The sequence below is a fragment of the Yersinia massiliensis genome, from assembly GCF_003048255.1.
Classification (GTDB): domain Bacteria; phylum Pseudomonadota; class Gammaproteobacteria; order Enterobacterales; family Enterobacteriaceae; genus Yersinia; species Yersinia massiliensis_A.
Genome location: NZ_CP028487.1, coordinates 3,716,922 through 3,736,579, shown reverse-complemented (window position 1 = coordinate 3,736,579; position 19,658 = coordinate 3,716,922). Strand labels below are relative to the sequence as shown.

Sequence of the window (19,658 nt, the reverse complement as noted above, 5' to 3'; positions counted from 1 at the left end):
ATCGGGCCTCAGATAAAGGTCGCGTGTTTGATTTTATGCGATTTCTTCGGCGTTTGCTGTGACTCGAGCCACTGGATGATGAGGTTTTCCTGCTAAATATTGCTGGCGAAAATAATGAAAATGGGCCGTCAGTCCTTCTGCGGCCTGAAGATCGCCCGCTTGTTGGAGCAACGCCGCCGCCACCTCGACCGTGCAGTGCTGTTCTGGGCGTTGTGCTTCGCGCAAAAGGTAATCGGAGGTATTCGTGACATTCAGCGACAGCATAGGGAAGCCTGCGAGATAAGGGCTTTTGCGAAACATCTTTTTAGCCTCAGTCCAAGTACCATCCAGCAGAATAAATAATGGTGGTTTATCGCTGATAGGTAATTGATTGAACACCTGTCTTGGCGGCTCGGCATATTTTTCTGGAAAGACCACATACGGCTGGCGTGTTGGGTCTTGAATGGCCGCAATTAGCGCGGGATCCACTTCTGTTCGCGCCCAAAGAAAGGCTTGAGTATCGGGCAGAATATCGGCGATCAGTCGGCCGGTATTACTGGGTTTTAATGGCTCAGTATCAAACATCACGAGGCAAAAGCGGCTGCTCGCCCGTTGTGGTTTGATGGTATCGCATAAGCAAAGCCGCTCAGCCAGTAAGCAACCTTGGCAGCGAATGGCGCGGCAGCCACGAGCACGATAAGCACGAGTAGACGCCGCTAAGCGTATTTGGCGTAAGCGCAATACTGCATTTCCCGTCGTTTCGACCATTGGCGAAATACTTTCTGCCAACAATGCATGGCCTTGGATAGAGGATTCAGTCACGACGGACTCCTAAGAAATAGCGTTATTCTAATCAACCCGCCCCATGAGTTATACAATAAAACCACGCCCCGGCAGAAAACTGTCAGGGCGTGGTTTTTATCGTCGTATCGAACTGATCAGCCTGAGAGCCGATAAATGGGTTAAACTAGCTTAACGGGCGACCGGCTCTGCGGCTAATTGCTCATTTAACCACTGATCAAACGGGGCTTTAGGTACCGCACCGTTCAGCATATCGACCATTTTACCGTTCCGATACAGCATGATAGTAGGAATGCTACGGATGCGGAAACGGGTACTGAGTGCTGGCTCTGCTTCAGTATTGACTTTAACGAAGCGGATTTTTTCGGCGCGCTCTGCGGCAACGGCTTCAAAAACCGGCGCGAAACTACGGCAAGGCCCGCACCAAGGCGCCCAAAAGTCGATAACGACGGGCAGATCGTCTTGCAGCAGTTTATCCAGTGTTTCGGCGGTGGCATTAATCACTTCGCCATCAAATAAAGAGTGGCCACAGCGCCCACATTTAGCGCCGTCATCAATACGTTCTTCCGGCAGGCGATTAGTCGCCATACAAGCTGTACATACCGTATTCATACATTCGCCTTTATTTTGTTTCTGAGTAGGTAAGAGAAACCAAACAGTAAAAGTGCACTGAATTGTTTCGTTGATGTTATCTATTATGGGTATAAATGAGGCCAGTGCCAAAAAGGTTTATTCAATGAATACGATAGTTGGTAGCTTTTAGCGCTTGCTTATGGCTAACCGGGCGGACATCAGGTAATCTTCGCGCCCTGCGCGTTGGTGGAGAAGACAATGAACGATTCATTTAGTGGCAAGAACGGAAAAGTTAAAGTGATGTACGTCCGCGGTGACGAAAGTAGCGACGACCGTAACAACAATAACCGCAATAAAAACCCGCGTCCGGCAGGTAAAGGGCGTCCGGGTGATAATGCCGGTCGAGGCAATTCACCGCGTAATAATGACTCACGCCGTAATGATTCTGGCCGTAATGAACGCGATCGTCCTAGCCGTCCGGCACGTTCTGAAAGCAGCGGTCCTTACGATTCACCGTGGAAAACCGTTTCTCGAGCGCCATCGGAAGAACCTGAATTTGATCATGGTGGCATCAGCGGTAAAAGCCAAGTTGACCCTGCTCAGTTGCGCCGTCAGCGGGCTGAAGAAACACGTGTCTATGGAGAGAACGCCTGTAAGGCGCTGTTTGAAAGCCGCCCTGATGCGATTGTGCGTGCTTGGTTTGTACAATCAGTCACCCCACGTTTTCGTGAAGCGCTGAAATGGATGGCGGCGAACCGCAAGGCTTACCATGTGGTTGAAGAGGATGAGCTGGCGAAAGCATCTGGCACTGAACATCACGGTGGCGTGTGCTTCCTGATCAAGAAACGTCAGGGGTTGGATGCCGAAACTTATCTGCAACAGCAGACGCAAGCAAAAGACTGTGTACTGGCGTTGGAAGATGTGGGTAACCCACATAATCTGGGCGGCATTATGCGGACTTGCGCGCATTTCGGTATTAATGGTGTGTTGTTGCAAGACCCAGCAATGCTGGAGTCGGGTGCCGCGGTGCGTACAGCAGAAGGCGGTGCAGAGCATATCAAAGCAATCAATGCTGATGATTTCCTCTCGGTGCTGGATACCTTCCGCAAGGCGGGTTACACCATCGTGACCACCTCAAGCCATAAAGGTGTCAGTCTGTCGAAAGCTGAATTGCCAGCTAAAATGGTGCTGGTATTAGGCCAAGAGAGTGATGGTCTAACAGACAGTGCATGGCAGCAGGGCGATATGAGTGTCTCTATCGGCGGGACTGGGCGCGTTGAAAGTCTCAATGTGTCGGTTGCGACGGGCATCTTGCTGGCCGAGTGGTGGCGTCAGAATAGCGCGCAGTAAACCTCTTCGCCCTTATCGTTAAGGGCTGTTCGCTAAGACGTTATCAGTCAAAAAGGGCGCTGAAGTTAATCTTCAGCGCCCTTTTTATTGGGTTTGGCCCGTCCTAAATCGCGTTGATGCAACTAGTGCGCGCCACCCCCTCCGCCTCCGGAAGTGAAGGGCGGCTTAGCAAACCAAACCAGTGCGAGCAGGAGCAAGAATACGGTCGCTGAAAGCCAAAAGATCTCATTTGCTGAGATAATCAGCCCCTGATTAGTAATCTCCCGCGCAATATAGGCTGAGGCTTGCTGCTGGCTCATACCCAGCTTTTCCAACTCCTGATAAGTCTGCGTCGCATTCGGGTTGAGCGGGTTAACAAATTCGGTCAGTTGCGAGTGATGCAGCGACTCTCTCTGCGTCCACAACGTCGTCGTGATCGACGTACCAATTGACCCCGCCAATGTTCGTAGGAAGTTAGATAAGCTGGATGCTGCCGCCATACGCTCAGGTGGTAAGCCTGAGAGGGTAATGGCCGTCAGTGGCATAAAGAAGCAGGCAATGGCGAAACCTTGTATAAACTGTGGCCATGCCGATGCACCAAAATCCATCCCCGGTTCGAATGTATATGCTCGCCAGTAGAAACAAACCGCGTACATAATGAAGCTGAATGTGACTAGCTGCCGCATATCAATACGGTGAGAGAAGCGCCCAATAATCGGTGATAGCAATACTGGCAATATCCCGACAGGGGCAGAAGCCAAACCGGCCCAAGTTGCCGTGTAGCCATAGACCTCTTGAAGGAGCTGCGGCAGCAAGACAATGGCACCGAAGTACAACATATAGGCCAGACTGATACACAAACACCCAATGGTAAAGTTTCTCGATTTGAATAACGATAAATCGATGACGGGGTGGTCGTCGGTCAACTCCCAAACAATCAAGAAGGTAATGGCAATCACGGCAATGACCGTCAGGACGATAATCTCGGTCGAGTTAAACCAATCCAGCTCCTTACCTTGGTCGAGCATGATTTGTAAGGCACCAATACCGACCACCAATAACACCAGCCCCACGGTATCGATAGGCTTGATTTCAGTTTTGGTTTCTCGCCCTTTCAGGGTACTGCCAGCCATTAGAATGACCACCAGCCCGATCGGGATGTTGATGAAGAAAATCCAGCCCCAGTGGTAGTTATCGCTGATGTAACCGCCTAGAATCGGCCCGAAGATAGGGGCCACGACAATGGTCATCGACCACAATGCCAAGGCCATACTTCGCTTCGCGGGGGGATAGTTATTCAGTAGTAAGCTTTGAGATAACGGAATCAGTGGCCCAGCCACCAACCCCTGAATCACCCGGAAGAAAATGAGCATCCCTAAGCTGTTTGAAATGCCGCACAACCACGATGCCAGTACAAATAGTCCTGTTGCCCACAGGAACAGCCGCACTTCACCGATGCGCTTTGCTAACCAACCGGTGATGGGGATAGAAATCGCATTCGCCACGCCAAAAGAGGTAATCACCCACGTGCCTTGCGAGTTGGATGAACCCAAGTCGCCCGCTATCGTTGGGATCGCCACGTTAGCAATGGTAGAGTCCAGCACTTGCATGAAGGTCGCTAATGATAGTGCGACCGTCATCCAAGCAAGTTGGGCACCTTCAAGCGGTTTTTGTGCCACGATGGCCTCCGCACTTAATCTGCGTTTGCATGCACATTAACCGGCATTTGCATGAATAATATCGCTAATCACTTGATTCACAGGCGCTAAATCCAGTGACAAGGCATCAGTGATAAAGGCGGGGTCTTTACGCACGTCTTTGGCTAGCACTTGCCCGTCAGCGTTGGCAGTGTCGACTCTGACGGTAGTTGATAAGCCAATACGTAGCGGATGCTCAGCCAGTTGTGTGGCATCCAGCGCAATACGAACCGGCAAACGTTGCACGACTTTTATCCAGTTACCTGTCGCATTCTGTGCTGGCAACAGTGAAAAGGCGCTACCTGTTCCCATATCCAAACCGACAACTTTGCCCTGATAAACCACGTCATCGCCATAAAAATCAGTCACGACAGTGGCAGGTTGGCCAATGCGCATATTCGCTAATTGAGTTTCTTTAAAGTTAGCGTCAATCCATAGCTGCTCAGAGGCCACTACCGCCATCAATGGCGTACCGCTGGTAATTTCAGCACCCACTTGCACACTGCGGCGCGAAACATAGCCGGTGACCGGGCTGACAATTTTCGTGCGCTGCAACGCTAACCAAGCATCGCGCAGCTTAGCGGCGGCTTGTTCAACGGCAGGTTGTTTTTCTAATGGCGTATTTAACACCAGTGCTTGGTTAGCGTTGAACTGCTGTATTGCCACATCAAGGGATGCTTGGGCGGCATCAACCGCATCGCGGGCGTGTTGTAATTCTTCTCGCCCAATCGCAGCCGCTGCACCCAGTACGACTCGACGCTGTAAGTCATTTTGCGCTTGGCTTAATTGTGTCTTTTTCAGCGCAATGTTGGCTTGATACTCTTTGCCATTAATGAGGAGCTGGTGGGTTTGGCGCACACTGCTGGCGAGGGTAGTTTTCGCTTGCTCAAATGCCTGCTCGGCATCAGTGGGATCAAGGGTCACCAAAATATCGCCACTTTTGACAAAATCGGTATTTTCAGAATTGACGCTAATCACGCTGCCTGAAACCTGCGACATAATCAGGACTTGGTTACCAGAAACATACGCATTATCCGTCTCTTGATGATGACGTAACACCAAGAACCAATACACTAGGTAAGCGACACCGATAATAATAAAAATGGCCGTCAGCAACAGCATCACGCGTTTGCGCTGTGTTTTTTTATTATTCTGCGGCTGTTGCGGGGTCTGATTTTCCGCGCTCGTACTCATGGTGTTCTCCACGCCTGTTAGTATTTTATTCTGTGAGCCATCAATGACAGGGGCTGAGGAGCCGCTACCGAATGAACGGATCAAACCAAAAAGGCCAGCAAAAATGGCTGCTGGCGGTAAGTTCTACTGACTGCTATCGATATTGTGACTGGCTGATCAATGGTTCATCGCCAATACCCCTGTCTTCTTACGGGCGTGACTCTCCGACTATGTGCGAGTGTCATAGCTATTTACTGGAGTAAAACATTGCCGGAATAAAACATTACCGGAGTAAAAATGATGGAATGACTACTCTGGTATTTCCATTTCATCCAAACGAGTCAGTAACTTACGCGTTAGCGTTTCAAGCTGTTGCTGTTCGTTAGCGTCGAGTGTCGACCAAAGAAAATGCAGACATTTATGCTGCGGAGGGAGCAACTGGTTTAAAAACTCAAGGCCCGCCTCGGTCAAATGCAAGTACAGACAGCGGCGGTCATTTTGGCTTTCGCGGCGCTCAATCCAACCCTTTTTTTCCAATTCATCAGCAATGCGGGTGGCGTTAGTACGCGAAGACCCCAGTGCAGCACTTAATTCTGATGGCTGAATACTGTGGCTTTCTTGTGCTTCCAGCGTAATGAGTGCCATAAACAGGGTTTCGTTAATCCCTTGTGCTTTTAACATTTTGTTGCGGTTTTCCAGCAACTTGCTGTGCATATGCATACACAAACGTGTCAACAGAATTTCCTGATAGGGGAAATCCTTTTGGCGTTTCGCACGAGAGTTAAGCATCTGTTCTATGGGACTAAACGAACTTTCCATTATAAGGAGCCTCATTAATTTCAAATGGTACAGTAACGATAGTTATTAATAATGTAAACGGTATAATTCGATAAATATTTAGCAATTAGTGTTATTCAGTCACTGTTAGCGAGTAATTGGTATCATTAATTGTAGGGATATTATGTTTCAACTCACAATTCAGGCAAATTGTTATGACAGAACCATAAGTAGCTTGAATGTTAGACCGTAACTGAGTGCGCCGAGTAATGTGGCGAAAATAATACTGTTGGTTTTATAAAAGCAGCCACAAATCACCAAAAAACCAATCAGTGTAGGAATGAGCTTCTGCGGGTTATGGACGATCTCTGGTGTACTGGATACCACCAGTAAGGCGCAGATTGAGGCGATACCAATGCTGTCGAGTAGCAGGGATATTTTCCCCCGCTGCAAACCTGCTTGCTTACGTGCTGGCCCTAAGCGCAAGGGTAAATAGCGGAACAAATAATTGACGGTTCCCACGACTAAACCGATGATCAAAACATCCGTATTCATGGTGCTGACTCCTGTTGACGCGCCTTATCCTGTTCGGTACTCACTTCAGGTGTGGGTTGAAGCAGGGCCGCTAAGCATCCGCCCCCAATACCCGCTAAAATCGCGACGGGGATAGAGAACAAGAGTGCACCCAGTAATGCCCCTGTCAGCGAAGCAATAACCGTCAGACTGTATTGGCGCTTAAATGACGCCAGCAGGAAACTCAGGAACAGTGCCGGTAACATAAAAGAGAGTGAGGCTTCAATGGCGGGGAAGTTCTCCAGTGGGCCATTGCCAAACATCGCCCCGATAGCCGTACCTGCCACCCAAGAAAGCCAAGAGGTAACCGCAATGCCGAGCATCCAATTTTCGCTCCAGCGCCGTTGGTCTTTCATGAGTTTTGTCGTTGCGGCGGCGAAGACTTCATCGGTCAAACCGAAGGCCCACAAAGCTGTTTTTTTACCAGAGAGTTTTGCCAAAATTCGGTGTTTGAGGGCTGGTCCATACAAAATATGGCGTATGTCCATTGCCATCACGGTCAAGGCTGAAACCCACAAAGACATGCCGGCGCTCAATAGCGCAGTGATGACAAATTGGCTGGCACCCGCATAAATGATGCAAGAAAAGAAGATAGCTTCCCACGGACTAAAACCAAGTTTTACCGAACTGAGACCAAAAGCAAAAGCCACCGGCAGGTAGCCAATAACGATGGGTAAGCTGTCGGTAATCCCCTCGATAAAGGTGGCCGTTGGCTGAGCCGCCGGAGGGGCATCGGTAATTTGGCTTTGCATAAAAATGGATTCATAGGGTAATAAAATACATGGTGTAACATTAACAGAGTGCGAATTGTCTTAATACCCTATAACCCAAATTTATATCTGCCTCGATTATTAGCTAGCTAACTAATTGAGTTATTCGACAGGGTGATCGGCTGCGGGATCGAATCTTTTACCCGCTAACCAAGTGGCGATATTCAATACACACAGTACCAAGCCTGCGGTGGCAACCCCATACCAGCCAGCGTGTTGGTAAGCCGCCGCCGAAATTAACGAACCTAATGCCCCACCAATAAAGTAAGTGGTCATATAGCCCGCGGTTAACCGGTTTCTGGCTTCCGGCATCATGCGATATATCACGCTCTGGTTGGTCACATGTACTCCCTGTACCGCCAGATCGAGTACGACAATGCCGATAATCAGCGCGATGATTGAATGTTGCCCTAAAGCGATAGGTATCCATGACAGCAACAGTAATCCCAGCCCAACGCTGGTGGTGATGCGGGCTTTTCCCTTATCAGCCAGTTGACCGGCTTTTGTTGCCATCAATGCCCCCGCCGCGCCGACGAGGCCAAATAGCCCAATAGTTGCCTCGGAATAACCGAATGGTGGTGAGGCCAGTAAGAAGGCCATTGAGGTCCATAGGACACTAAAGTTGGCAAAAGAGAATGCGCCGAGTAGCGCACGGGTACGCAGCACTGGGGTACGGATGAACAAAGCGAAAATGGAGCCAAGCAATTGGCCGTAATTCAGGCCAGAATGCTGTTTATAGCGAGGTAAGTAACGCCACAACACCAATGCCATGATAAACATCAGCGCACTCGCGACCCAATAAATTGTGCGCCAGCCGCCGATGGAGGCTAAAGCGCCCGCGACGGTCCGTGCCAGTAAAATCCCCAGCAGCAAGCCACTCATGATAATACCAACCACTTTGCCGCGTTTTTCTGGTGCTGCTAATGTGGCTGCTAAAGGCACTAATAGCTGGGCCACGACGGAGAACAACCCGGTAAGCGCGGTACCGACAATCATCATGGTGAGGTTTTGTGACATCGCGGTGATCAGCATGCCACCGGCTGCCAATAGCGTCATACCCACGATCAGCCCACGGCGTTCAAACATATCCCCCAGTGGCACCAAAAACATCAACCCGACGGCATAACCGAGCTGGGCGGCCGTCACGATAAATCCGGCCTGATTGACTGAGAGATTAAAGGCTTGCGCGATGGTTTCCAGTAGCGGCTGAGCATAATAGTTACTGGCTACCGCTAGTCCGGTCGCGACCGACATCAAGACGATCAAGGTAGGGCTTAAACCGGCATTTTGGATTTTTTGTTTCATGATGCAGTATTCTGAATGAAGAAGTCGGACAGTATTAGATAATTAATAATGATAAACCAAGTGATAATTTAACTTTGACGAATTCATTTCGAACCGGATGCATTTCTAATTCCCTCCCAGTGGGATAGGGTGATGGATTATTGAGTGGAATGATTTGAGGTCTGTTTTTATGTCAGAAGCAAATGCGCGTTTGGAGATGCAAGGAAAATTGTTCAGCCAAATCAATCCACCGGCACGTTTACTGATGGGGCCGGGGCCCATCAATGCTGACCCTCGCGTGTTACGTGCAATGTCCAGCCAACTCATCGGGCAATACGATCCGGCCATGACCGATTACATGAATCAAGTGATGGCACTGTATCGCGGTGTTTTTCGTACTGAAAACCCGTGGACAATGCTCATTGATGGCACTTCCCGCGCCGGTATCGAGGCGGTGTTGTTATCCATTATCCGCCCCGGCGATAAAGTGCTGGTACCGGTCTTTGGCCGTTTCGGCCATTTATTGTGTGAGATAGCCCGCCGTTGCCGCGCCGAGGTTCATGCCATTGAAGTGCCATGGGGTGAAGTGTTTAGCCCAGACCGTATTGAAGATGCTATCAAGCAAGTGCGCCCGCGCTTGTTGTTGACGGTACAAGGGGATACTTCAACCACTCTGTTGCAGCCATTGGCTGAGCTAGGTGAAATTTGCCGTCGCCATCAGGTGTTGTTCTATACCGATGCGACCGCTTCTTTGGGCGGAAATCCATTGGAAACCGATGCTTGGGGGCTAGATGCGGTGTCGGCTGGATTGCAAAAGTGTCTCGGAGGGCCATCTGGCAGCGCGCCGATCACACTTAGTCCACAATTTACCGAACAAATACGTCGTCGCAAATGTATTGAGCAAGGGATTCGCACGCAAGAACACACTGACGGCGATGAGGAGATGATTTACTCCAATTACTTTGATCTGGGCATGATCATGGATTATTGGGGGCCAGAGCGGCTCAATCATCACACTGAAGCGACCAGTATGCTGTTTGCCGCAAGAGAATGCGCTCGCATCATTTTAGAGGAAGGGCTAGATGTCGGGATTGCTCGCCATGCTTTGCACGGCGCTGCGTTACTGGCTGGCGTCCAAGGGATGGGACTGGCGGTATTTGGTGATCTGCAACACCGCATGAATAATGTGCTTGGGGTCATCATTCCAGATGGGATCCACGGTGAACAAGTACGGCAATTGATGCTAAATGATTTTGGTATCGAAATTGGCACTTCATTCGGGCCGCTGAAAGGCAAAATTTGGCGAATTGGCACGATGGGGTATAACGCTCGTAAAGATTGCGTGATGTTGACACTGGTTGCGCTCGAAGCGGTATTGAACCGCCTCGGCTTTTCCACGGTTCAGGGAGCGGGATTGCAGGCTGCGTGGGGCGTCTATCAGGCCGAGAATGGCGTGACGCCTCCCTAATGCAGTAAAATTTAGATGCCGACAATCATGATCCGTTGTCGGCAATTTTCAGTTTTCGGCGACGATCAATCTCAGCCACTATCAATTTCAACAACTATCCGTTTTTGACCGCCATTACACGATTAAAAACTTGTCGGCATCGCACCAAGCAGGGAAGATCTCACGGTAAGCTTTTAGTGCTTCCAGCGACAATTCTGCTTCCAATACGGCGGCCTGTTCGGGTTCAGCTTGGGCTAGAATCTCACCCTGCATATCCAAAATCAGGCTATCGCCCTGATAGTGATGGCCGTTATCGTCGTGGCCCACTCGATTACACCCTGCAACGTATGCTTGGTTTTCCATTGCACGAGCCGCCAGTAAGGTTTGCCAAACTTTCGCACGCGCACTCGGCCAATTCGCCACATACAACGCTAAATCATAGTCTTGCTGATTGCGAGACCACACCGGAAAACGCAGGTCATAGCAGATTAGCGGCAAAATCCGCCAACCGCGCCATTCAACCAGGGTGCGCACTGTTCCCGCCGCATAAGATTGGTGCTCACCGGCCATGCGGAATAAGTGGCGTTTATCGTAGTGATGAACTTTGCCGCTAGGTTCGACCAGCAGGAAACGGTTGACGGCACCGCTGGGCGTTTTCACCGCCACACTCCCGCCGATCAGCGCATCTGTTTGGCGAGACCAGTAGCGTAACCAAGTGACAATATCCGCTTCAGGCAAGGTATTTTCTGCCGCATTCATGGCAAAACCGGTGGTAAACATCTCGGGCAGGACGATCACATCGTATTGGCGCAATGGCTCTAGCAGCATGTCAAAGTGGCGCAAATTTGCCTGCGCATCTAACCAAACCAACGGCTGTTGCAGCAGAGCCAGCTTTAAAGTTGACATAATCGCTCCGCAGCGGTATCCAGCGTGGCATCCTGTTTGGCGAAGCACAATCGGATCAGTTTATGGGGGAAGGGGCCTTCACAGAATACCGATAACGGAATGGCGGCCACACCCACCTGTTCAGTCAACCATTTGCAGAATTCAACATCATCAAGATCTGAAATCGCGCTGTAATCCGCTAACAAGAAGTAGGTTCCTTCGCTTGGCAAGATTTTCAGGCGGCTGGTGGACAGCGCATGAACGAAGCGATCGCGGCGTGCACGATAAAATTCGGGCAATTGTTGCCAATGTTCAGGCTCGGCATTGAGCATATCGGCCAGTGCCAATTGCACTGGTGTGCAAACTGAGAATGTCAGGTATTGATGAATTTTGCGGACTTCAGCAGTGATAGCCGCGGGTGCGACGCAATAACCCACCTTCCAACCGGTCATATGAAAGGTTTTACCGAACGAGGAAACCGCGATGGCCCGTTGGCGTAATTGCGCATGCGCCAGTACGCTGGCATGGCCTGCGGCGCTAAAGCAGATGTGCTCGTACACTTCATCGCTAAGCACATAAATATTGCGCTCGGCAATCACTTGCCACAGTTGCTCAAAATCTGCCGCACGCCATACGGTCGCTGACGGATTATGGGGGGTATTCACGATAACCAATCGCGTACGCTCTGACACCAGATCGGCAAACTCAGCCCAATCGGTGTTAAACGCTGGGGGCTTAAGTGCAATACGCTTGAGAATACCACCCGCCAATTTAACCACTGGCGCATAGCTGTCGTAGCTTGGGTCAAAGCAAATGACTTCATCGCCGGGGCGCACTAATGCGGTAATCGCCGCAAATAACGCTTCGCTCGCCCCAGTCGTAACCGTAATTTCGTTATCAGCATCCGGTTGCCAGCCGTAGACTTTGGCGGTTTTCTCGGCGATGGCATTTCGCAGCGGTGCGACGCCTGCCATCGGGGCATATTGGTTAGCGCCTTGGCTGACATGATAAGCCAAACGTTGTTTTAAATAGTCAGGACCATCAAAATCTGGGAACCCCTGCGACAAGTTAATTGCTTGGTGTTTCTGCGCCAAGGCACTCATTTGTGTAAAGATTGTTGTGCCTTGTGTGGGCAATTTGCTGTCTGGAATAAATGATAAAGTGCTCATGGCAGGGGGCAACTCCTGATGCTGTATATTGCCGCCAATATAACACGATGTTAATATTTGGCAATCAAGACGCTTAGATGTATAAACGGCTAAATGACGTATTTCTGCTAAGCATAGATAATAATGTGCTAAGCATCGTCGTCAGGCTGATTGTCGTGGCAACCTGTCATGGCACACCAACACCACTACGGGATATGCAATGACAGAAAATGCACAACTTGGCGCGCTGTTAGCCGCCTGCCACTGGATCGGCGAAAAGGGCTGGTGCCCGGCGACTGGCGGTAATATGTCCCTGCGGATAGATTCAGAGCAATGTTGGGTCACCGAGTCAGGCAAAGATAAAGGCAGCCTGACTGCCGATGATTTTTTGTTGGTGGAAACCGCCAATAACCATGTCCCTAGCGGTCGTATCCCCTCGGCAGAGACGGGTCTGCATACCTTGCTTTATCGCCTGGATCCTCAAATCAATGCGGTATTACACACTCATTCGGTGAATGCTACGGTGCTATCACGGGTCGAACGCAGTAATGCACTCGTGCTGCAAGGCTATGAAATGCAAAAATCGCTATCAGGGCAGCGCAGCCACTTAGACAGCGTTGTGATCCCGATTTTTGATAACGATCAGGATATTCCTGCCTTGGCGCAGCGCGTTGTGGCTTTAGCGGATAACCGGCCATTGCAATACGGTTTTTTGGTGCGCGGTCATGGCCTATATTGCTGGGGAGCGAGTGTGGCTGAGGCTCGTCGCCATTTAGAAGGGCTGGAGTTTTTGTTCCAGTGTGAACTGCAACGGCGGTTGCTTGAAGCTACCCCCTCAAATCTGGAGGCTAAATGATTCAGGCCATTGTGACTGATATTGAAGGCACCACCACGGACATCCGTTTCGTTCATCAAGTTTTATTCCCTTATGCACGCGAACGGCTGACTTCCTTCCTGCTTGAGCATCAGCAAGAAGACGAGATTGTTGCATTGCTGGCGGATTTACGCCGTGAACTGGCGCAGCCAGACGCAGATCTTGATACGCTGATCGCGGCCTTACACCAATTTATGGATGAAGATCGTAAATCCACCGCGCTAAAAGCCCTTCAGGGCATCATCTGGCGCACAGGCTATCTGCAAGGGGATTTTCGCGGTCATTTGTACCCCGAGGTTGCTCAACAATTGGCTGATTGGCAACAACAAGGAGTGGGGCTTTATGTTTATTCATCTGGCTCGGTTGCCGCGCAGAAATTACTGTTTGGTTACAGTGATGCAGGGGATTTACGCCCCTTATTCAGCGGCTACTTTGATACCCATGTTGGGGCTAAGCGAGAAGTGAGTGCTTACGAAAATATCGCCAACCAGCTAGGCATTGCGCCTCAATCATTGCTGTTTTTATCTGATATCCGCCAAGAACTGGATGCGGCACAGCTCGCAGGCTGGCATACCTGTCAGCTAATTCGTGATCTCCCCGATAGTGAGAGCCGTCACCGCCAAGTAAACCGTTTCGATCAGATCGATTTAGCCATTTAACGCGCGAAAAAGGACAAAATAACATGAGCGGATTAACGATTTACAGTGACCAGCAGCCCGAAGAGCTGCTGTGGCAGAGCGTCGATGCTGGTGAAATCCAGCAACAACTGACCGAGATTGGGGTGCGTTTTGAGCGTTGGCAAGCCGATCGTGAGTTGGGAGAGAATCCACAACCAGAGACGGTGATCGCGGCTTATCAGCATGAAATTGACCGGCTAGTGGCTGAGAAGGGCTATCAGAGTTGGGATGTGATCAGCATGCGGCCTGACAATGCGCAGCGCGAAGTATTGCGTGAGAAATTTTTGTCTGAGCATACGCACGGTGAGGATGAGGTACGATTCTTCGTCGAGGGCTTTGGGCTATTCTGTTTGCATCTGAACGGAAAAATATACCAAATCTTATGTGAAAAGAATGACCTACTGTCCGTACCCGCCAATACACGCCATTGGTTCGACATGGGGTCAGAGCCGAATTTTACCGCCATTCGGGTGTTTGATAATCCTGAAGGGTGGGTGGCGAATTTTACCGGGGATGGGATAGCGAGTCATTATCCTCGTTTGAAGTAATCCTCTTCGTCCTTGGCGCTGCAGGGTTGTTAGCTTCGCTCACTTACCCGAATCACTGACGAGTGTCAGTTCATCGGGATGCGTTTGCTTGCTGCCTACCTGCAACGCCAATGACTTTGAGGATTTCGGTGGTGTGCTTGGCGCTGCAGGGTTGTTAGCTTCGCTCACTTACCCGAATCACTGACGAGTGTCAGCTCATCGGGATGCGTTTGCTTGCTGCCTACCTGCAACGCCAATGACTTTGAGGATTTGTTTGTCAGTTTGACGTTGAGGATTTATCTGTCAGCTTGATGCGGCTGGAAGTATCCGGCGGCGACTTGCTCTGGAGTGATAACACCGCTATCCAACACCCAGCCGCTGATCAATGCCGCTGGCGTGACATCAAACGCTGGGTTATACACGGCGGCATCCTGCGGTGCCCACTGGCAATGACCAAAACTCCCCGAGACACCCATCACTTCACTGGCTGCACGCTGTTCGATGGGGATTGCCGCGCCGTTAGGGCAGGCGGGGTCATGAGTGGTATGCGGGGCGGCAACGTAGAAAGGAATACGGTGATAATGTGCGAGCACCGCAAGACTGTAAGTGCCAATTTTATTCGCGACATCACCATTGGCGGCAATACGATCCGCCCCGACCCAAACGGCATCCACTTGACCCTGTGCCATCAAGCTGGCCGCCATCGAATCACAAATCAACTGATATGGAATACCCAACTCACCCAATTCCCACGCGGTTAGCCGCCCGCCTTGCAATAAGGGACGAGTTTCATCGACCCAGATCTGACGGACATTGCCTTGTTGATGCGCACGCAGTAACACGCCGATAGCGGTACCGATACCCGCAGTGGCTAAACCTCCGGTATTACAGTGGGTGAGTAGGTTACTGCCCGGTTTCACTAATGCTGCGCCATGCTGAGCAATGCGCTCACACAATTCGCGGTCTTCATCAACGAGACGTAGTGCTTCATGAGCCATCGCCGTCACCCAATCGGTTTGCAGCAGAGCTTGTTGCATCCGTGCCAGATTGTTCATCAAATTAACGGCAGTAGGACGAGATTCTCGCAAGTCAATTAAAGCTTGTTCAAGTTGAGCTTGCGGCAAACCACGAGCGGCTAACAACGCGAGTAAGAGGCTAGCAGATAACCCAATCAACGGCGCTCCACGGACTCGCAAAGTTTGAATATGCTCAATCAGCAATGCCACTGTATCGGCTAGCAGCCATACCTGACGTTGTGGCAGTGCCTGCTGATCAAGTATCCAGAGCTGACCATCAACAATTCTTAAGCTGGTCGTCTGTAAATGGGTGGTCTGTAAATCGATTATCTGTAAATCGCTGGTCTGTGAGTCGTGCCTGTTAAAGTTCTGCATTGTCAGTTAAATCCATGTTGCGTTATTGCATCTGGTTTCTAATTCTGCCAACATGCATTTCAGATGTATAGACGTCCATACGCTTTTACGCCTAAATAAGAAATATTTTTACTTTAACGCATAATGATTTCACGGCTAAGTAAATAGTTGGCGGTGAGTAGAACAGAATCAGAATAGAATAAAGAGGTTGAGAATGTCGCGCTACTATACCTTTACTGCTGCAGATGCCGTTGAATACGCTCGCCAATTTGGTCAAGTGGCTGATCCACAGACCTTGATTGCAGCAGATGAAATTGGGGACGGTAACCTCAATCTCGTGTTTAAAATTCGTGATGCCGCAGGTGTTAGTCAGGTCATTGTTAAACAGGCGCTGCCCTATGTGCGCTGTGTGGGGGAATCTTGGCCATTAACGTTGGATCGCGCCAGAATTGAGGCCGAGACTTTGCTGACACATAGTCAATTCTGCCCAGAGCATACGGTGAATGTCCTGCATCACGATGCGGAACTGGCTGTTATGGTGCAGGAAGATCTATCCGACCATCAAATATGGCGCAGTGAACTGATTCAAGGGAAATATTACCCGCAAGCAGCATCACAACTTGGCGAATATCTGGCGCAAACCCTGTTCCATACATCTGACTTTTATCAGTCAGCACAAGCCAAAAAAGCCGCCGTGAGCCGCTATACCAACCCTGAATTGTGCCAAATCACCGAAGACCTGTTCTTTACTGACCCGTATATCGATCATGAGCGTAATAATTTTGACCCAGTACTCTTACCGGAGGTGTTGGCACTACGGCAGGATAGCGCACTGAAATTGGCGGTGGCTTCACTTAAACATCGCTTCCTCACTAAGGCAGAAGCACTGCTGCACGGGGATATTCACAGTGGGTCAATTTTTGTTGCCGAGGGGCGTCTTAAAGCCATCGATGCTGAATTTGGTTTCTATGGCCCAATCGGATTTGATATTGGCACTGCATTAGGGAATTTACTGCTTAATTATTGTGGATTACCGGGTTTGTCTGGCCCACGAGATGCGGCAGCAGGCCGTGAGCAACGACTTGCGGATATTCACCTTATTTGGGATACATTTGCCCACCGCTTTTTAGCATTAAGTCAGGAAAAAACGCAAGATTCGGTATTGGCGACACCAGGTTATGCGCAGCAATTTCTGCAACAGGTTTGGGTCGATACGATTGGTTATTGCGGAAGTGAATTAATTCGTCGCACCATTGGTCTGGCTCATGTGGCTGATTTAGACAACATTGCTGATGAGGAGATGCGTCGCGCTTGCCAACGCCAAGCACTGAGATTGGGGGCGACACTAATATTAGCTGCACCACATATTGATGGAATTAATGACTTAGTGTCTCGCATTCGCCAAAATGGATAGCTAAGCCGCTGTTATCAACGCGAGAATAAGTGTATTTGCCATCCATGAAACCTGCTAATTAACGCAGGTTTTTATTTTTATATATTATAAATAAGGAGTTGACATGTACTTTGTACCGTATGTTAGTCTTGTTTTTTTATTTTGATATTCTTTTATAACCTTTCGTTATATTAATTTTATTCTGTTTTTTATAATTGAATGTGGTTTTTATTTTTACTCCATAGTATTCATTATCTTATGCTGTTATCCCGCAATTAATATCATGTGATATTTTTTTGAAATTATATTTTATAATAACTTACTATTATTTAATGTTATTGATTTATTTTTTATCTTAAATAACTATTTGTGATAAATATCTCCGCTACATTAGGCTGATACCCCAAAGGGTAAATTAAATTCACGAAAGTGATACCTATTACTGGGTTTTTTATAGCCAATATAATTGCCAATTGGATGCGGTTAATTTATCGGGCCAACAATAAATAATAATAACGGTTATTGTTTTGGTTGGTATTATTCCTAAAATATATGAGCGTATTGGTATGCGACATTTTCTTTGTCCCGAAAATTTATTTCCTCATCAATTATTGAAGATTAGCATAATACTTATTATTGTTTTTTTTTGCTCATCACTCATTTCTGCGCCGCCAACAAGACAGGTGCCTAATGCGGGCGCGATTGGCAATGAAATACGGCAAACGACGATAGAGCCATTACTTGCGCCTCATTCGGCAGAAATTGTACTTCCGCGATCAATTCCCTTTTCGATCGTTGATAGCCCTAATGTGTCAAGTAAAGTCACTTTACGCGAGGTACGAATAGAGGGCGATACATTCTTATTGTCTGCCAAGCAGTCATATTCCGCAGGGCGTGATCAAAAACTACAAGCCGTTATTGCTCCTTGGCTAGGCCGTTCATTAACATTTTCGGATTTACAAAGGATGGTCTTGGCAATAACGCGTTTTTATCGCCAACAAGGATGGATCGCGGCTCAGGCAATATTACCCCCGCAAAGGGTTCGTGATGGTATTGTTGTCGTACATGTGATTGCAGGAAGATTAGATAAACCTGACGTGAATAATCAGAGTCGTCTAAATTCGCTATTTGCCACCACGGTAATCGAAAGTAATAGCTGCATTAAACAAGTAGGTTTTTTCGGTGAGAAAGATTGTTCGGCTTCACCCGCAGAATTATCACATCTCGAGCGTACGGCACTCATACTCAATGAAATGCCCGGTATCGCAGCTTCTTTGGCCTTGAAACCCGGTACAGAACCAGGCACGACACGAATCTATGCCGACATTACGCCAGACAAAATCGCCATGGGTTACCTCGGGCTGGATAATCAAGGGAATGATTATTCTGGGCATAACCGGTTATTAATGGGAGGGGCCGTCAATAACCTGACGGGTTGGAGCGACCAACTGCGTGCAGATCTTATTGTATCCAGTTCCACAGACGTTTTTAATGGGCGATTAGATTATAACTTTCCAATTAATAGTTATGGCACTCGCGCGGTACTTGATTATAGCCATCTCAATTATACCTTGACTGGACCATTCGAACCTTTAAATGCACATGGTCATGCCAATACATGGGGGGCTAATTTACGCCATCCATGGATACGTCATTCCGCAGCGAGGATTGATGCGGGTATCGGGTACTATTACAGCCAAATGCGTGATTCGCTCATTATTATTCCCGAACAAAAGCGAAATCTTAACGCAGGTGAAATAGGGGTGGGTGGTAGCTTTTCTGCATTATATCGTGGAATCAGCCATTTTAATTTACTGGGGACGGTTGGGCATCTTTCATTGGATGACGAATATAGCCAAATCATCAATAGCGTTTCCAATATTAGTGGTGACTTTGCACGTTTGAATTATCGTGTTGCTCATGACCAAGGACTTGGACCTTATTTCTTTTTCTTCAACCAATTGAGTGGGCAAATGGCCAGTAAAAATCTGGATAGCTCACAAAAGTTATTATTGGGCGGGCCATTAGCGGTGCGAGCCTATGGTATTGGTGAAGGCTCCGTGGATAAAGGCGTGTTGTTCACGACAGAGCTACGGGCTCGATGGCAACCTAAGTTGCCCGTATGGGTGGGGGAGGGAAATCACATTACCTTTGCCGCATTCTTTGATCAGGGCTGGGGGGCTTATTATCGCCAACCTATCGCGAACCTGTCCGAAAATAATATTAATTTATCAGGGTTTGGTTCCTATCTTACTTTCGCACGTCCAGCCGATTATTCCTTGAATTTGATTTGGGCGCATCGAACCGGTCAGGCTGTGGCACGCAATCCGGATAACGATCAGTTTTGGCTCAGCGCTTACAAAATGTTTTAGCGCTTACCG

General features: G+C 49.0%; 20 protein-coding genes. 8 read left to right on the top strand and 12 right to left on the bottom strand.

All coding sequences use genetic code 11. The annotated features are described in order from the left end of the window. Positions 1-33: 33 nt before the first annotated feature. Together DA391_RS17405 and trxC are read right to left on the bottom strand one after the other, a co-directional pair. Positions 34-747, bottom strand: a complete 714-nt coding sequence (locus tag DA391_RS17405; protein WP_098905210.1) for a tRNA-uridine aminocarboxypropyltransferase — start codon at positions 745-747, stop codon at positions 34-36. A gap of 204 nt (positions 748-951) precedes the next feature. Beyond that, positions 952-1,392, bottom strand: a complete 441-nt coding sequence (gene trxC / locus DA391_RS17400) for a thioredoxin TrxC (RefSeq protein ID WP_050083487.1) — start codon at positions 1,390-1,392, stop codon at positions 952-954. Positions 1,393-1,611: 219 nt separating this feature from the next. On the opposite strand from trxC, the gene DA391_RS17395 reads away from it, so the two are divergent. Continuing rightward, positions 1,612-2,703, top strand: coding sequence for a tRNA/rRNA methyltransferase (locus tag DA391_RS17395; RefSeq protein ID WP_050083488.1), 1,092 nt, complete (start codon positions 1,612-1,614; stop codon positions 2,701-2,703). A gap of 122 nt (positions 2,704-2,825) precedes the next feature. Here the strand turns inward: DA391_RS17395 and emrB are convergent, their stop codons facing one another. Further along, positions 2,826-4,364, bottom strand: coding sequence for a multidrug efflux MFS transporter permease subunit EmrB (gene emrB / locus DA391_RS17390; protein WP_167398236.1), 1,539 nt, complete (start codon positions 4,362-4,364; stop codon positions 2,826-2,828). A gap of 33 nt (positions 4,365-4,397) precedes the next feature. After that, on the bottom strand, positions 4,398-5,573 hold the full coding sequence (gene emrA, locus DA391_RS17385; RefSeq protein ID WP_050083490.1) for a multidrug efflux MFS transporter periplasmic adaptor subunit EmrA: 1,176 nt from the start codon (positions 5,571-5,573) through the stop codon (positions 4,398-4,400). 71 nt (positions 5,574-5,644) lie between these two features. Here emrA and DA391_RS24250 point away from each other — a divergent pair, with 71 nt between their 5' ends. After that, positions 5,645-5,815: a hypothetical protein gene (locus DA391_RS24250; RefSeq protein WP_155411038.1), complete on the top strand. Its 171-nt coding sequence runs from the start codon at positions 5,645-5,647 to the stop codon at positions 5,813-5,815. A 46-nt stretch (positions 5,816-5,861) separates the two neighbouring features. Here the strand turns inward: DA391_RS24250 and mprA are convergent, their stop codons facing one another. The 4 genes from mprA to DA391_RS17365 all read right to left on the bottom strand — a co-directional run bounded on the left by mprA (position 5,862) and on the right by DA391_RS17365 (position 8,977). Beyond that, positions 5,862-6,371 carry a transcriptional repressor MprA gene (gene mprA / locus DA391_RS17380; protein ID WP_050083491.1) on the bottom strand — a complete coding sequence of 170 codons (510 nt, stop codon included), beginning with the start codon at positions 6,369-6,371 and terminating at the stop codon, positions 5,862-5,864. A gap of 171 nt (positions 6,372-6,542) precedes the next feature. Further along, positions 6,543-6,884, bottom strand: coding sequence for an L-valine transporter subunit YgaH (ygaH, locus tag DA391_RS17375; protein WP_108088028.1), 342 nt, complete (start codon positions 6,882-6,884; stop codon positions 6,543-6,545). Then, positions 6,881-7,654, bottom strand: a complete 774-nt coding sequence (locus DA391_RS17370; RefSeq protein ID WP_050083492.1) for an AzlC family ABC transporter permease — start codon at positions 7,652-7,654, stop codon at positions 6,881-6,883. Before DA391_RS17370 ends, ygaH begins: the two co-directional genes overlap by 4 nt. A 120-nt stretch (positions 7,655-7,774) precedes the next feature. Further along, a complete protein-coding gene (locus DA391_RS17365; RefSeq protein WP_050287046.1) occupies positions 7,775-8,977 on the bottom strand; it encodes an MFS transporter in 1,203 nt (400 codons plus the stop codon). Positions 8,978-9,146: 169 nt separating this feature from the next. On the opposite strand from DA391_RS17365, the gene DA391_RS17360 reads away from it, so the two are divergent. Then, positions 9,147-10,424 (top strand): pyridoxal-phosphate-dependent aminotransferase family protein, encoded by a 1,278-nt coding sequence (locus tag DA391_RS17360; protein WP_240624747.1) that lies wholly within the window; start codon positions 9,147-9,149, stop codon positions 10,422-10,424. A gap of 114 nt (positions 10,425-10,538) precedes the next feature. Here the strand turns inward: DA391_RS17360 and DA391_RS17355 are convergent, their stop codons facing one another. Both DA391_RS17355 and DA391_RS17350 read right to left on the bottom strand, forming a co-directional pair. Continuing rightward, the gene (locus tag DA391_RS17355) at positions 10,539-11,309 is read right to left on the bottom strand and encodes an amidohydrolase (RefSeq protein WP_108088027.1); all 771 of its coding nucleotides are present in this window, start codon (positions 11,307-11,309) and stop codon (positions 10,539-10,541) included. Next, a complete protein-coding gene (locus DA391_RS17350) occupies positions 11,297-12,457 on the bottom strand; it encodes a pyridoxal phosphate-dependent aminotransferase (protein ID WP_108088026.1) in 1,161 nt (386 codons plus the stop codon). Before DA391_RS17350 ends, DA391_RS17355 begins: the two co-directional genes overlap by 13 nt. Before the next feature lie 199 nt (positions 12,458-12,656). On the opposite strand from DA391_RS17350, the gene DA391_RS17345 reads away from it, so the two are divergent. Genes DA391_RS17345 through DA391_RS17335 form a run of 3 tightly spaced genes read left to right on the top strand, consistent with a single transcriptional unit; the run spans position 12,657 to position 14,535 of the window. After that, positions 12,657-13,292: a methylthioribulose 1-phosphate dehydratase gene (locus DA391_RS17345; RefSeq protein ID WP_108088025.1), complete on the top strand. Its 636-nt coding sequence runs from the start codon at positions 12,657-12,659 to the stop codon at positions 13,290-13,292. Continuing rightward, on the top strand, positions 13,289-13,969 hold the full coding sequence (gene mtnC / locus DA391_RS17340) for an acireductone synthase (protein ID WP_050083498.1): 681 nt from the start codon (positions 13,289-13,291) through the stop codon (positions 13,967-13,969). Before DA391_RS17345 ends, mtnC begins: the two co-directional genes overlap by 4 nt. Positions 13,970-13,992: 23 nt before the next feature. After that, positions 13,993-14,535, top strand: a complete 543-nt coding sequence (locus tag DA391_RS17335) for a 1,2-dihydroxy-3-keto-5-methylthiopentene dioxygenase (protein ID WP_050287038.1) — start codon at positions 13,993-13,995, stop codon at positions 14,533-14,535. A gap of 39 nt (positions 14,536-14,574) precedes the next feature. On the opposite strand, the gene DA391_RS24615 is transcribed toward DA391_RS17335, so the two are convergent. Both DA391_RS24615 and mtnA read right to left on the bottom strand, forming a co-directional pair. Beyond that, positions 14,575-14,703 carry a hypothetical protein gene (locus tag DA391_RS24615; protein WP_261373793.1) on the bottom strand — a complete coding sequence of 43 codons (129 nt, stop codon included), beginning with the start codon at positions 14,701-14,703 and terminating at the stop codon, positions 14,575-14,577. A 107-nt stretch (positions 14,704-14,810) separates the two neighbouring features. Continuing rightward, positions 14,811-15,905 (bottom strand): S-methyl-5-thioribose-1-phosphate isomerase, encoded by a 1,095-nt coding sequence (gene mtnA / locus DA391_RS17330; RefSeq protein ID WP_050083500.1) that lies wholly within the window; start codon positions 15,903-15,905, stop codon positions 14,811-14,813. A gap of 193 nt (positions 15,906-16,098) precedes the next feature. Here mtnA and mtnK point away from each other — a divergent pair, with 193 nt between their 5' ends. After that, positions 16,099-17,298: an S-methyl-5-thioribose kinase gene (gene mtnK, locus DA391_RS17325; protein WP_057645803.1), complete on the top strand. Its 1,200-nt coding sequence runs from the start codon at positions 16,099-16,101 to the stop codon at positions 17,296-17,298. A gap of 545 nt (positions 17,299-17,843) precedes the next feature. Then, a complete protein-coding gene (locus DA391_RS17320) occupies positions 17,844-19,649 on the top strand; it encodes a ShlB/FhaC/HecB family hemolysin secretion/activation protein (RefSeq protein ID WP_108088024.1) in 1,806 nt (601 codons plus the stop codon). Positions 19,650-19,658 lie beyond the last annotated feature (9 nt).

Bases quoted from the DNA above. Each gene is read 5' to 3' on its own strand.
- DA391_RS17345 (WP_108088025.1), top strand. From the start codon at position 12,657: ATGACAGAAAATGCACAACTTGGCGCGCTGTTAGCCGCCTGCCACTGG.
- DA391_RS17370 (WP_050083492.1), bottom strand. From the start codon at position 7,654: ATGCAAAGCCAAATTACCGATGCCCCTCCGGCGGCTCAGCCAACGGCC.
- mtnK (WP_057645803.1), top strand. From the start codon at position 16,099: ATGTCGCGCTACTATACCTTTACTGCTGCAGATGCCGTTGAATACGCT.
- DA391_RS17350 (WP_108088026.1), bottom strand. From the start codon at position 12,457: ATGAGCACTTTATCATTTATTCCAGACAGCAAATTGCCCACACAAGGC.
- DA391_RS24250 (WP_155411038.1), top strand. From the start codon at position 5,645: ATGAACGGATCAAACCAAAAAGGCCAGCAAAAATGGCTGCTGGCGGTA.
- DA391_RS17405 (WP_098905210.1), bottom strand. From the start codon at position 747: ATGGTCGAAACGACGGGAAATGCAGTATTGCGCTTACGCCAAATACGC.
- DA391_RS17355 (WP_108088027.1), bottom strand. From the start codon at position 11,309: ATGTCAACTTTAAAGCTGGCTCTGCTGCAACAGCCGTTGGTTTGGTTA.
- DA391_RS17335 (WP_050287038.1), top strand. From the start codon at position 13,993: ATGAGCGGATTAACGATTTACAGTGACCAGCAGCCCGAAGAGCTGCTG.
- mtnA (WP_050083500.1), bottom strand. From the start codon at position 15,905: ATGCAGAACTTTAACAGGCACGACTCACAGACCAGCGATTTACAGATA.
- mtnC (WP_050083498.1), top strand. From the start codon at position 13,289: ATGATTCAGGCCATTGTGACTGATATTGAAGGCACCACCACGGACATC.
- DA391_RS17395 (WP_050083488.1), top strand. From the start codon at position 1,612: ATGAACGATTCATTTAGTGGCAAGAACGGAAAAGTTAAAGTGATGTAC.
- ygaH (WP_108088028.1), bottom strand. From the start codon at position 6,884: ATGAATACGGATGTTTTGATCATCGGTTTAGTCGTGGGAACCGTCAAT.
- DA391_RS17365 (WP_050287046.1), bottom strand. From the start codon at position 8,977: ATGAAACAAAAAATCCAAAATGCCGGTTTAAGCCCTACCTTGATCGTC.
- emrA (WP_050083490.1), bottom strand. From the start codon at position 5,573: ATGAGTACGAGCGCGGAAAATCAGACCCCGCAACAGCCGCAGAATAAT.
- mprA (WP_050083491.1), bottom strand. From the start codon at position 6,371: ATGGAAAGTTCGTTTAGTCCCATAGAACAGATGCTTAACTCTCGTGCG.
- trxC (WP_050083487.1), bottom strand. From the start codon at position 1,392: ATGAATACGGTATGTACAGCTTGTATGGCGACTAATCGCCTGCCGGAA.
- DA391_RS17360 (WP_240624747.1), top strand. From the start codon at position 9,147: ATGTCAGAAGCAAATGCGCGTTTGGAGATGCAAGGAAAATTGTTCAGC.
- DA391_RS17320 (WP_108088024.1), top strand. From the start codon at position 17,844: ATGCGACATTTTCTTTGTCCCGAAAATTTATTTCCTCATCAATTATTG.